The following is a 13,799-nucleotide window of genomic DNA, read 5'->3' as shown; positions in this document are numbered from 1 at the left end:
TCTCATGCAGTAAGACACATGAAACTAACCATAAGTGTATCCTACCTAGATATTTTAAAATTGTTCAATATTTCTTCTTCTCTTTTTCTCATAATATCTTTTGGGTCTTCCTCCATGTGGTCATAACCTAACAGATGTAAAATTGAATGCACTGTAAGATACGCACATTCGCGAGTAAATGAATGACGGAACTCTTCACTTTGCTGCTTCGCTTTTTCCAGGGATAATGCAACATCCCCAATTACTAGCCTCTCATCATATAAATCACTTTGGTCAAATTCATAATTTACATACACATCTTTAAACACCTTATTTTCTGGATAATGTAACATAGGGAAAGATAGCACATCTGTAATTTTATCTATTCCCCTATGCTCTAGGTTTATTTTTCTGATTTCTTCGTTGTCAATAAAGATAACACTTACCTCATTATCTATAAAAAGTTTTTCTTCTTTAAGCGTATACTCAATGACATTTTTTATAACAGTTTCAAGTTCACTCGAAACTTCAATCTTATTTTGCCTATTATCAATAAAAATCATACTTATTTTTACTCCTTTATTCTAGCCTCATTTTTTTATCTTCATGTTCCTTATCTTTTTGCCATTTGTCCATTGGATACTCTATTCTCTCATGGTATATTCCAGAAAGCGCTTTTAAAAATGCCTTTCTTATCTTTTCTAAATCTTTTAAAGTTAAATCGCAATTATTTAGTTGTCCATCATTAAGTCTGCTTTTTATTAGCTTATTAACCATTTCCTCAACTTTACCTTTCGTAGGATTTGGAATTGATCTTACAGCTGCTTCCACTATATCTGACAACATTATAATTGCCGCTTCCTTGCTTTCAGGACTCGGTCCCTGGTATCTAAAATCTTCTTCTTTAACTTCATCTGGATTGTCACTAGAATTTTTCATAGTTATATAAAAATAATTAACTAAAGTCGTCCCATGATGCTGCCTAATGATATCTTGAATTACTTTAGGTATTTTAAATTCTTTTGCAAGCTCTAACCCATCCTTTACATGAGAAATAATTATAAGTGTACTTAAATTTGCAGTTATTCTCTCATGTGGATTATCATTTCCTAATTGATTTTCTTTGAAAAAATATGGTCTCTTTATCTTCCCAATATCATGATAATATGCAGCAGCCCTTGCAAGAACAGGATTCGCTCCAACAGCTTCTGCTGCAACCTCTGACAAGTTAGCTACAAGCACAGAATGATGATAACTTCCTGGAGCCTCCAAAAGTAGCCGCTTTAGTAGTGGGTGATTAGGGTTTGATAGTTCCAAAAGTTTCACTGTAGTCACTATATCAAAAAAGCTTTCAAAAAACGGCAAAAATCCTATAGTAAGTACTCCAGATATAAGACTTGCGAGATACACTAGTCCTGCCTTTTTTAAAACATCAATTATACTATTGCTTAGCAAAAATCCCATAGATAGATACACCATAAGGTTTATTATTGCAATATATATAGCTGAATATAATATATCGTTTCTTTGTTGCATTTTCTTTAATATCATAACCCCAACAATAGAATTTAGCACAGCTAATATTGTTATTTCAAAATTAAAATTAACTGCAACACTAATTAGAATGCAATTAAGAATATTTAGAGCTATTGATACTTCATCATCAATTAAAATGGTCATAAGCATTGGCACGCAGGCTAATGGAATTACAAACAAAGAAATTATACCTAATGTTCTAGCCAGTAGTATAGCTATGATGCTAAGAAGATTAATCATAACTAATTTTTTTGTATCATTAAAAATTGCCGTATGATACTTATATAAATAAAACCATTGAAGTAATATTACTAGACATACAAGCGCTGCTACACTTGTATATAATGACCATTCAAAATTACTAGTATTATCTAGAAGCCCTAAGGATTCTAAAAGTGCCTTTTGCTCAGAGGTTATTGGTTCCCCCTCTTTTACAATGATCTGTTCCTTCTTAATCATAACAGGTTTAACACTTTTCCTTGCTTCTTCTATTAACACATCTGTACTTTTTTTATCATAAATTGAATTAGGACGAACCTCTACATTTGCGATAGACATCCCTATTGTTCTTATTTCCTTAGGAAAATTTGAGTTATTAATAAGTGTAGCAATAATCCCCTTTGCCAATATAATTTCCTCGGGTTTATTTTCATTTATTGTGGTTATATCATAAAGGGTTGTTATCGTATCTTTAAGAAATATTTCTAATTCCTTGGCTTTTTTAATTTCTAAATTTACTAAAGTCTGATAATTCTCATCGGTAAAATTAGGAATTGGGTTGCTCTTTTTGAGTGAATCTATTTTTTCCTCTTCCGATAATGTTTTTTTAGATGCGTCTACGCTATTACTTGTGGATGATTTACTAGTGTTTAACTGGGACACTGCTGAAAATAATTTACCGATATTTTCTATAGCCTTGTCATTTACTGAAACTTTAATTGTTCTTTTTCCTACGCTCTCTACAGCTTTTGTTCTATTGATTTCTGTGGCTCCTTCATTTTCAACTTCCCTAGGAGCTTTTATATCTACTTTTGCAATACTTCCCACATTTATTGTATACTTTTTTGGAACTAAAGCTGTTACTAAAATTGAATACATTATAATCGCCGTAACTATAAAAATCAAATATGATTTTGCTTTATTAAGCTTCATAAGTTCCCTTATATTTTTCATATCCCATCCCCACCTTTTCTTCTCGAGTAAACTATAAAAACATATTTTCTTTCTTAATGTTTAATGTTTTTTGAGATGCACTATTTTTTTTCGGGTATACTCACTTTTTCGGGTGTTATTTCTCCTTCTGAAGCAATATTTTCTTCAGCAACTACCACCACTCTTATTAGATACTTATCTTTCTCCTTTTTTACATCTTTAATTTTATCTATTATTTTTACACTTTTGTCTAAATTTTTTAAAATATTAGAATACATCCCCTCTACTACCTTACCCTCATCCGCAGGTATATTTTTTTCTTCAATTTCATAGTAGATTTCTTTTTTTATAAACTTACTGTTATTTTCTATTTTATCATAATTACTATATGGAATTATGTTATTTTTTAGATAAATTTTTTTATTTGCAAATTTAATATATAAATTGCTTATACTGTTTCCTGTTTTAACCTTTGATATATTGTTTAATGGGACTTCTTTAATCTCCTCGTAAAAAGTTTTTGCTATAACTTCCCCCTTCGCATGTACAGGATAAACATTTCCCTCCTTGCCCTGCTCTCCTTTAACTAACAGCTCCCCCTTTTGTATCATTTTCCCGGCTTCTACAACGGCTGTACCTTCCGTAGTGTATACTCTAACTACCATACCATGTTTGCTTGCTACTAAATTACAGGGTGTTTGGTTACTAATTATAATAGGCGGTGATTGTCTTTCTATTACATCAACTTTTAGCTTAACACCGTCAATCCTTGCTTTTACCCACATTATTTCATCATTACTTCTTGTGATTTTATTTTCAATATCATAAACATCTATATTTTTCTTTTTAAGTCCTGGTCTTATCCCAAAACCTTTAATTTGTTGACGCAATTCATATGGGCTTATATAATTTTCCGTATTGATTTCTATATTCCATACAAATGTAGATAAATAATATATTACGCTCCCAAACAAGATTACTCCGAGTAGAAGTGCAGATCGACTTCTTAACTTTATTAAAAAAAATGCTGCTCCGCTCCTTACTATAATTTTAACTCTAGTGTCTGTTCGTTTTGCCACTTTACTAATCTCTCCATAGTCGCTTAATCTCACTTCTAAAACTACAGTTGTTATATTTATTTTTTTTATGTTCTTAACTTGAATACCATTTCTCCACAATAAATTTATAAACTTTTCTGGCATTAATGATTGTATTTCCATTGTGATATTACCTTTTTTATATTTTTTAAAATTATTCATGACTTTCATACACAACCGACTTAAAGTTGCCACTCAAAGTTATTGTGTTTCCCCCTATAAATAGTATTTTAAAATTTTTACCGTATATCGAAATCGGACCCACATTGGAATTTATTTTTATTTCTTCTTCTTCAAAGATTACTACACCCTTATGGTTTTCTATATTTATTTCACTGTTAGCTAAAATAGTTATTTTCGGTAAATCTAACAGGATATCTCTTGGCAATTCTAACTTACTTGCTATAATTTCTTTCGTTTTATAAAATTTATTATCCATACACTCACCTCATAAAATACTTCATATTAAATTTATGAAAAAAAAGTCTAACAAATTACAGTTTTTAAATTTTATAATTTTTTTCAATAAAAAAAAGACTCAGCAATCGCTGAGTCTTTCATTTATTCAAATACTATTTTACTATTTTACTATTTCACTAATAAGCTTACCATCTGCATTACTTATAACTTTAAGCAATAAGGCAAACATAATTTTTTCAATGTATTTTATGCCATTTCCACCAATTACACAACTGCCTTTTTGAATAGCTCTATAATTTCTAATCTAGTTAACTGCTGAGGAAGGCACTCTAACATTGCCTGTTTCCATTTTAAAAATTTTATTTAAATTTTCTCTTTCTTGCAGCTTCTGATTTCAACTTTTTCTTAACGCTTGGTTTTTCATAGTGTTCTCTTTTTCTTACTTCTCCGAGCACTCCACTTCTTGCGCACTTCTTCTTAAACCTTCTTAAAGCATTCTCAATTGTCTCGTCTGCTCCAACCTTAATTTCTGACATCATTATCCCTCCCTCCGCTAGCTCAATTCAATTTAAAAGCAGCTAATGCGGGGCCTAAATAGCACATTTTTTATTATACAACACACTTTTACATTATGTCAACATTTTCATTGCTGTTTTGTTATATATAAAATACTTTTAAAAATTCAACATTTTGTAAAGTAAATTAGAATACCGCCTCATTATTTGTTTGAATAAACCTTATATGCTAACCAGGTGGCCACTTAAGCATTCTTCCACCCAACAGATGAAAATGTATATGTTGAACGGTTTGTCCCCCTTGTTCTCCACAATTAGTTATAATTCTATATCCACTATCAGCAATTCCTAGAATTTTTACAATTTTCTTTGCGACAATAAATATATGACCTATTATTTCTGATTCCTCTTGTTTTAAGCAATTTAAGTCAGCAATATGCTGCTTTGGAATAATTATAACATGTACTGGTGCCTCAGGGCTTATGTCCTTAAATCCTATAACTTTTTCATCCTCATAAACCATTTCACAAGGGATTTGCTTTTTTACTATTTTACAAAAAATACAATCTTCCTCTTCCACATAATCACCTCCTTGCATAACCTTAGTTATATTATAATATTCAACATAATTTTTTTTTCTCCTGCTACATATATTTATTGCTCAAAATTTTTATAATTCTTGCACTTCCTATCATTGCTTCTGATTCATACTAATTTACCGTACATCCTAAGGTAGCGATTGCAACTTTCATTACACCTTCCCTCCCAAGTCTCCCAGTTCATACATTATAAGGCTTAAACATGTAAAGCCTGCAGTCTCAGTTCTAAGTATTCTCGGTCCCAAAGTAACGATCCTTGCTCCTATTTCTTTAAGTTTTAATATTTCACTTTCTTCAAATCCACCCTCTGGCCCTATTACAATAGCAACTTTATTAATATGTATTTTCTCCATATTTTCTACTAATTTTTTTATACCATAACCTTCTTCATTTTCATAGGGAACCACTACTAAATCCATGTACTTTAGTTCTTGTAATAAGTTGTCAAACCCTATAGGAACATTTATTTGAGGCACCAGACTTCTCTTGCACTGCTTGCAGGCTTCTAGTGCTATCCTATTCCATCTATCCACCTTTTTAAACTCCTTAAGATCAGTTTTAACTACTACTCTCTCTGTAATTATAGGTGTTATTGCTTTAACCCCAAGTTCCGTATTTTTTTGAACTATTAAATCCATTTTTGTTGATTTAGGCATACCTTGAAATAAGTGTACTTCAATAGGACTTTCATTATTTATAGAATTTTCTTCTAATAAATTTATATTTACTGCCTTTTTATCTATAAAGGTTATTTCACCTACATATTCTTTACCTTCACAGTTATTAACACTTACCTTATCCCCGATTTGAAGCCTTAATACCTTATATATATGTTTTACATCCTCACCATCAATAACGGCATTGTTTCCATCTATACTATCTTTTGATACAAAAAATTTATGCATTATTTATTCTCCTTAAGCCTTGGTACATTCAAATAAATATACTGGTCTATTTTCATGCACCTTATTTTGCTATAACTTTGCAACTATGCAAACCCATTCACCCTCTATATTTATCTCTTCAATTTTAAAGCCACACTCAGTTAACTTATTTATTACATCATCTTTTTTACTTAAAATTATCCCCGAAGATATAAAATATCCACCTTCCACTATAAACGCCTTAACTTGCTGCGTCAAAAATATAATTATATCAGCCATTATATTAGCTATAACTATATTCGCTTTTCCTTTAACAACTTCCATTAAGTCTCCGTATAATATTTCAATGTTACCTATATCATTGTAGCTAACATTTTGTTTTGCAGAGTCTACTGCTACTGGATCCAAATCAACTCCTATGACTTTCTTAGCCCCAAGCTTAGCTGCAGCAATAGCTAATATCCCAGAACCTGTTCCTATATCAAAAACTGTTGAGTTAGCGTCCACGTGCCTCTCAAGTGCCTTTATACACATTCTAGTAGTCTCATGAGATCCAGTTCCAAAAGCCATACCTGGATCTAGTTCCACAATTATTTCATCAGTATTTTTATTGTATTCTTCCCATATAGGCTTTATAACTATCTTTTCCCCTACCTTTATTGGTTTATAATACTTTTTCCAGTTATTTTCCCAGTCTTCTTCATTTACTTTATCTGCCGTTACAGATCCAGCACCTTTGTCTAACCCACACTTTGGCAAATTATTTACCCCTGCTTTAATATCTTCTAAGTGCTTTTCAAATTTTTCATCCTTTTTATAGTATCCCTTAATTACAACCCCACTCTTTGTATCTATAATAGTTTCATCAAAATAGTCCCAATCTGTAGTATGATCCCGTCTAAAAATCAAATCTAAAGGATCTAAAATAGAGACCCCTTCGACTCCCGTATTGTATAGCATTGCAGATACAGCTTCAACAGCCTCACTACTTGTTATTATAGTTACTTCAATCCAATCTTTATTCATTATTAATCTCCTTATTTATAATAAAAAACTCCGTTTTACAAAACGGAGTTTTTATTATTATTTGCCAAATATTTTATCTACAATAGACTTTTTATTTTCTTCAAAAAAATCTACATTCTCGCCACTAGCTTCCATAAATAGTTTTAAAGCTTCCTTTTGCTTATCATTCATCGCTTTTGGAATATCAACAATAACCTTTACGTATTGATCTCCTCTTCCATGTCCGTTTACTCTAGGTATTCCCTTACCCTTAAGTCTAAATACAGTCCCAGATTGTGTTCCTCCTGGAACCTTGTATTTAACGTCTCCATCAACGGTTGGCACTTTAATCTCAGTTCCCATAGCTGCATACCCAAAGCTTATATGAGATTCTATATGAATATCAGTTCCATTCCTCTTAAAACTTTTATGAGGAGCTACTCTAATATTTATATACAAATCTCCTGATGGGCCACCTTTTTCACCCTGTTCCCCTTGACCTCTTAGAGGCATAACATTTCCAGTATCAACTCCACCTGGAACATCAATTTTAATTTTTTTGTTTTTTCTCTGTTTCCCAGAACCATGACAAGTTTTACATGGCTCAGAAATCATTTGACCCTTGCCACCACACTTATCACAAGTGCTCATGCTAGCAAAACTTCCAAAGGCAGTGTTTCTCTGTACTTTTATCTGCCCAGCTCCCCCACATTTATCACATGTTTTAGGCGAAGTACCGGCTTTAGCACCACTACCACTGCAATCCCCACATTTTTCATTTCTTGTAATGGATATCTCTTTTTCTACCCCAAAAACGGCCTCTTCAAAATGCAGGTTTAGATTATATTCTAAATCTGCACCTTTTTTAGGTCCATTCTGATTTCTTGAAGAGAATCCTCCACCTCCAAATATGTCGCCAAATATATCTCCAAAACCACCAAATCCTGAAAAATCAGAGCTACCTTCAAAGCCTGCTCCATTTGCATCAGCTGTACCATATTGATCATATCTTGATCTTTTCTCTGAATCAGATAAAACTTGGTACGCTTCATTCATTTCTTTGAATTTGTCTTCCGCCGCTTTATTATCTGGATTTCTATCTGGATGATACTTTAATGCACCCTTTTTAAAAGCTTTCTTAACTTCTTCCTCACTGGCACCTCTTTCTATGCCAAGAGTTTCATAATAATCTTTTTTTGACATCTAGCTCTTCACCACCTAAAATATATATACTTCTATATTATAAACTAATCTCTAATATAAAGTAATCCTTAAAATAATTTAACCATCACTATTATATAGTTTTTCTATGCATATTGCTAATATTTCTTTACATAACTCATCTCCTGCGGAGCTGTGTACATTAAATCATATCCTGCGAAGCTGCATATCAATGACTTCATAGGGATATTTTTACTCCCACTTAAGTTTTATTCTTGTTAAGGTATTTAACTCCCACTTATATAAGTGGGAGTCTTTCCTCCTGAAATGTCATTAAAATAAGGGAAGGGTAGTTACCCATCCCTTATTTTAAATTGATTTTACTAATTATTTATCTTCTTTTTTTTCATCTTCTTCTACTTTAAAGTCAGCATCCACTACATTGTCATCTTTATGATCATTTCCATCTGCGTTAGTTTCGCCTGGGTTTGCTCCTTGCTCTTTTTCTGCTTCTGCTTGATATATTTTTGTAGTTACTGCATAGAAAGCCTCAGTTAATTCTTCAGTAGATTTCTTTATAGCTTCTATATCTTCTCCATCTTTAACTTTTTTAAGAGCTTCTAATTTAGCATCAATATCTTTTTTATCATCTTCTGTTACTTTTTCTCCAAGCTCAGTCAAGCTTTTTTCAGTTTGGTATACTAACTGTTCTGCATTGTTCTTAACTTCAATTTCTTCTTTTCTAGTTTTGTCTTCTTCTGCAAATTTTTCTGCTTCTTTTACTGCTTTATCAATTTCATCATCACTTAAATTAGTTGATGCTGTAATTGTTATCTTAGCTTCTTTTCCTGTTCCTTTATCTTTAGCTGATACATTGACTATACCGTTAGCATCTATATCAAAAGTAACCTCTATTTGTGGAATTCCTCTTGGTGCTGCAGCAATTCCTGAAAGAGTAACTCTTCCTAAAGTCTTGTTACCTGCAGCCATTTGTCTCTCACCTTGAACAATGTTAATTTCAACTGATGTTTGACCATCTGCAGCTGTTGAGAATACTTGACTCTTTTTAGCTGGGATTGTAGTATTTCTTTCAATTAAAGGAGTAGCTATTCCACCTAGAGTTTCAATTCCTAGTGTTAATGGAGTTACGTCAAGAAGTAAAACATCTTTAACTTCCCCACTTAATACTCCTGCTTGAACTGCTGCACCGAGTGCTACACATTCATCTGGATTTACTCCCTTTGAAGGATCTTTTCCAGTAAAGTTTTTAACTGCTTCTTGAACTGCTGGTGTTCTTGTTGAACCACCTACAAGTACAATTTTATCTATTTCATTAAGTGATAACCCTGCATCTGCAAGTGCTTTTTTCATTGGTTCTATTGTAGCATTTACTAAATCGTGAGTTAACTCATTAAACTTAGCTCTTGTTAAATTTATATCTATATGCTTTGGACCTGTTGCATCTGCAGTAATAAATGGTAGATTAACATTTGTTTGCATTGATGATGATAATTCAATTTTAGCTTTTTCAGCAGCTTCTTTTAATCTTTGAAGTGCCATTTTATCATTTCTTAAATCTATTCCATTATCCGCTTTAAAAGTGTCGGCTATGTGATTCATAACCTTTTCGTCAAAGTCATCTCCACCAAGTTTAGTGTTACCATTAGTTGATTTTACTTCGAATAAACCATCACCAAGTTCTAATATAGATACATCAAATGTACCGCCACCTAAATCATATACTAATATTTTTTGGTTAACATCCATTTTATCTAAACCATAAGCTAGAGCTGCCGCTGTTGGCTCATTTATTATTCTTTTAACTTCAAGTCCAGCTATTTTTCCTGCGTCTTTTGTTGCTTGTCTTTGGCTATCATTGAAATAAGCAGGTACAGTTATTACAGCTTCTGTAACTGTTTCTCCTAAATAAGCCTCAGCATCAGCTTTTATTTTTTGTAAAATATACGCCGAAATTTCTTGTGGTGTATGTGATTTTCCATCAATATCTACTTTATGATTGGAACCCATTTCTCTTTTAATTGACATTATTGTTTTGTCTGGGTTTGTAATTGCTTGCCTCTTTGCTACTTGACCTACTAATCTTTCTCCATTAGCTTGGAATGAAACTACAGATGGTGTAGTTCTTGCACCCTCTGAATTAGAAATTACTACGGGTTCTCCACCCTCCATAACTGCTACACATGAGTTTGTTGTACCTAAATCTATTCCTATAATTTTTCCCATTATTATTTCCTCCTCATATTCCTTTTAGACCATAACAATTATAATTGTTATAATTCTTATATTTTATTATAATATTTTTTTATAATATTTTTTTTATAATGCAAATCTTTAATTTGCAACTTTAACCATACTATGCCTTAATACCTTGTTATCTTTTTTATAACCTTTTTGGAATACTTCTACTATTTCATTAGTTCCATATTGTTCATCTTCAACATGCATTACTGCATTATGAAGATTTGGGTCAAATTCACCTTCTGAGACTAATTCTTCTACCCCTAATTTAGTAAAGGCATCATTAAATTGTCTTACCGTCATCTCCACACCGACTCTTAGATCTTCCCCAGTTCCTTCAACAGAAAGTGCTCTTTCTAAGTTATCAAGTACTGGCAAAACCTCTTTTAAAACATCGGCGCAAGCATCTGTGTATATACCATGTTTCTCTTTTACTGTTCTTTTTCTAAAGTTCTCATATTCAGCAGATGTCCTTAAATATTTGTCTTTAAAATCATCTAGCTCACTCTGTAATTTAATGTTTTCTTCTTCTAATTTTTTCTTATTTTTTTTCATATCTTTTTCACTTTCTAAAAGTTCTTCAACTTCTTCTACTATTTCAGCTTCTTCTGCAGTTTCCTCTATAGAACCCTCTGTCTCTTCCATAGTGCTTTGACTTTCGCCAGCTTCATCAACTGAGCTTGAAGCCCCATTATTAGGTATTGATGTGTTTTCTTCTTTTAAATCTTCTTTTAAAATTTCCTGATTATTTGTATTCACTAAATCATCCCTCCATTTCTGGCTCAAAGTAAATCTTTAATTTTAAAATTTATCTATGATCATCATAAATTTGAGCTATATTATCATTTAATTCTTTAACTATCCCAGTTAGTACAGATATAACTTTTCCATAAGGTATTCTTGTTGGTCCTATAACGCCAATAGATCCGAGCGGTATTCCGGACGCGCTATAAACAGCTGTTATAATGCTGCATTCGCGAGCACATTCAACAAAATTTTCTCCACCAATTTTAATTGTAATATTACCTGTAATGTCCCCTACTCCTAGTAAACTATTTATACTCTCTTTATTGTCTACTAAAACTAAGAACTCACGAGCTTTAGTAATATTGTTATATTCTGGGTAGTTAAATATATTTGCAGCACCCTGAATATATACTTCTGAAGTCTCAACACCAGACAAACTATCATATAGAGCTGGAATAATTCCATCAAAAATTTCTTGATAAAATGCTAAATCTCTTTTTAAATTATTAATAACTTCTAAATTTATTTGCTCAATTGTAAGCTTTCTCAATCTAAAATTAAGCATATTGTTAAGTTTTGCAATGCTATCACTACCAATAGGTTTTCTAATCTTAATAACATTATTTTTGATGATACCACTGTCTGTAATAATTACAAACAAAATACTCTCAGCATCTAGATTCATTAGCTGAATATATTTTATACAGCTCTTTTGAACAGATGGTGCCTTAACTATAGATGTAAGATTTGTAAGAAGAGAAAGCATTTGTGTAGCTTGCTTAACGATTTTATCAACCTCATATAAAGCAGCATTAATAAGGTGATTTTTGATCATATATTCTTCCTCATTGGATAATTTCGTAAGTTCCATAAGTCTATCAACATATAATCTATAACCCTTATCTGATGGTTTTCTACCAGATGATGTATGCAACTGTTCTATATATCCCAGCTCTTCGAGGTCTGACATTTCATTTCTTATAGTAGCTGGACTAATACCTAAATCGTACTTTTTAGCTATGGTTCTGGATCCAACAGGCTCACCATTATTTATATAATCTGTAATTATAGCCTGAAGTATTTTAATTTTTCTTTCATCCATTTCCATAATATCACCTCTTTTATTAGCACTCACTACAGTTGAGTGCTAACGAGTATGTATTAAAAATATCATTTGCTAATGTATTTGTCAATAACCTTAATTTTTTAATTTAGCCACTATATGTTGATTATATCGATTTAAATTAAGCATACTACGCTTTCCTTTGATTTTCGTGGTGCTATAATATTAATATCTTTAGACAAAAATTTATGGCAATGCATTTATAGAAGAAATTCTGCCATAATCACATTCGATATTTCAATACCTTCATAAGTTAAAAAAATATTGTTATCATTTTCCTCCATGAATCCATTACTTACATATTTATTTATTACTTCCCTATAAACACTATCTATATCTTTGTCAAATCTTTTCCTAAATTCACTTTTGCTTATGCCTACATTCTTTCTAAGACCCATAAACATAAACTCTTCCATATCATCTTTAAATGAATTCTTTATTTTTTCCACTATTGCACAACAATCAACATTTATTTTCTTAATATATTTTTCTATATTTTCTTCATTTCTATACCTAAACCCATCCCTATATGAATGAGAGGAAGCGCCGCATCCTATATATTCGCCCATTTCCCAATATACTAAATTGTGTCTACATGACTTATTGATTTTTGCAAAATTTGAAATTTCATATTGTATATACCCTTTTCCTCTTAAATATTCTATTGTCTGTGCGTACATAGTTCGTTCTATTTCCTCATCCGGAAGCTTTAATGTGCCTTCTTCAAGCCCTTTATAAAAAGCCGTTCCCTCTTCCACTATTAGACTATAGCAAGATAAGTGTTCTGGATTAAGGTTAGTTACATTCTCTAAAGTCTCTATCCACTGCTTAAGCGTTTGAGACGGAAGTCCAAACATTAAATCTACATTGATATTATCAAAACCTAGATTTCTAGCCATTTGAAAGCTTTGTTTAAAATCTTCAATAGTATGGATTCTACCCAGCTTTTTAAGCAAAGAATCTTGAAAGGCTTGAAGTCCAATGCTGATCCTATTTACTCCTATTTTTTTTAAAAAGTTTAATATTTCCCCTGTAAATGTTCCGGGGTTTCCTTCCACTGTAAACTCTAAATCGTCACACATATCCAATCTATCAATACTTTTCCCTATCATTTCCCAGCCCGCTAAAGATAAATAGGTGGGAGTTCCCCCACCTATAAATATAGTTTTTATTTTTTTATCTCTTATACTATTTATTTCTTTTGCTAGAGCTGCGGCATAATCAAGCATACACTCCTCTTTACCAGCAAATGACGGAAAATCACAATATAAACACTTCTGCTTGCAAAAAGGAATATGTATATACAACGCAACATTCTTCAT

General features: G+C 31.8%; 13 protein-coding genes. All 13 read right to left on the bottom strand.

Annotation, left to right across the window (positions count from 1 at the left end; genetic code table 11):
• Window positions 1-41 precede the first annotated feature (41 nt).
• Complete coding sequence (ybeY, locus tag KTC94_RS00165) at window positions 42-542, bottom strand: rRNA maturation RNase YbeY (RefSeq protein WP_216301804.1); 501 nt, start codon at window positions 540-542, stop codon at window positions 42-44.
• Window positions 543-558: 16 nt separating this feature from the next.
• Window positions 559-2,688 carry an HD family phosphohydrolase gene (locus KTC94_RS00160; protein WP_220319468.1) on the bottom strand — a complete coding sequence of 710 codons (2,130 nt, stop codon included), beginning with the start codon at window positions 2,686-2,688 and terminating at the stop codon, window positions 559-561.
• Window positions 2,689-2,768: 80 nt separating this feature from the next.
• Entirely contained in the window at window positions 2,769-3,935 is a 1,167-nt protein-coding gene (gene yqfD / locus KTC94_RS00155) for a sporulation protein YqfD (RefSeq protein ID WP_220319467.1), read from the bottom strand.
• Entirely contained in the window at window positions 3,919-4,203 is a 285-nt protein-coding gene (yqfC, locus tag KTC94_RS00150) for a sporulation protein YqfC (RefSeq protein WP_165414659.1), read from the bottom strand. Before yqfC ends, yqfD begins: the two co-directional genes overlap by 17 nt.
• Before the next feature lie 340 nt (window positions 4,204-4,543).
• Window positions 4,544-4,720 (bottom strand): 30S ribosomal protein S21, encoded by a 177-nt coding sequence (gene rpsU / locus KTC94_RS00145; RefSeq protein WP_165413737.1) that lies wholly within the window; start codon window positions 4,718-4,720, stop codon window positions 4,544-4,546.
• A 208-nt stretch (window positions 4,721-4,928) separates the two neighbouring features.
• Window positions 4,929-5,279: a histidine triad nucleotide-binding protein gene (locus tag KTC94_RS00140; RefSeq protein ID WP_258280652.1), complete on the bottom strand. Its 351-nt coding sequence runs from the start codon at window positions 5,277-5,279 to the stop codon at window positions 4,929-4,931.
• 171 nt (window positions 5,280-5,450) lie between these two features.
• Window positions 5,451-6,203, bottom strand: coding sequence for a 16S rRNA (uracil(1498)-N(3))-methyltransferase (locus tag KTC94_RS00135; protein WP_216301800.1), 753 nt, complete (start codon window positions 6,201-6,203; stop codon window positions 5,451-5,453).
• Window positions 6,204-6,272: 69 nt separating this feature from the next.
• Complete coding sequence (gene prmA / locus KTC94_RS00130; RefSeq protein ID WP_165413734.1) at window positions 6,273-7,208, bottom strand: 50S ribosomal protein L11 methyltransferase; 936 nt, start codon at window positions 7,206-7,208, stop codon at window positions 6,273-6,275.
• Between the two features lie 57 nt (window positions 7,209-7,265).
• A complete protein-coding gene (gene dnaJ, locus KTC94_RS00125) occupies window positions 7,266-8,390 on the bottom strand; it encodes a molecular chaperone DnaJ (RefSeq protein WP_165413733.1) in 1,125 nt (374 codons plus the stop codon).
• Between the two features lie 345 nt (window positions 8,391-8,735).
• Window positions 8,736-10,592 (bottom strand): molecular chaperone DnaK, encoded by a 1,857-nt coding sequence (gene dnaK, locus KTC94_RS00120; RefSeq protein WP_216301797.1) that lies wholly within the window; start codon window positions 10,590-10,592, stop codon window positions 8,736-8,738.
• Window positions 10,593-10,700: 108 nt separating this feature from the next.
• Window positions 10,701-11,366: a nucleotide exchange factor GrpE gene (gene grpE, locus KTC94_RS00115; RefSeq protein WP_258280651.1), complete on the bottom strand. Its 666-nt coding sequence runs from the start codon at window positions 11,364-11,366 to the stop codon at window positions 10,701-10,703.
• Between the two features lie 49 nt (window positions 11,367-11,415).
• Window positions 11,416-12,462, bottom strand: coding sequence for a heat-inducible transcriptional repressor HrcA (hrcA, locus tag KTC94_RS00110; protein WP_165413731.1), 1,047 nt, complete (start codon window positions 12,460-12,462; stop codon window positions 11,416-11,418).
• Window positions 12,463-12,677: 215 nt separating this feature from the next.
• Entirely contained in the window at window positions 12,678-13,799 is a 1,122-nt protein-coding gene (gene hemW, locus KTC94_RS00105) for a radical SAM family heme chaperone HemW (RefSeq protein WP_216301795.1), read from the bottom strand.

This window comes from Clostridium sp. CM028, assembly GCF_030585565.1.
In the GTDB taxonomy this organism is placed as follows: Bacteria; Bacillota; Clostridia; order Clostridiales; family Clostridiaceae; genus Clostridium_AD; species Clostridium_AD estertheticum_B.
The sequence above is the reverse complement of the archived record's forward strand: the minus strand, read 5'-3'. Positions and strand labels throughout refer to the sequence as shown.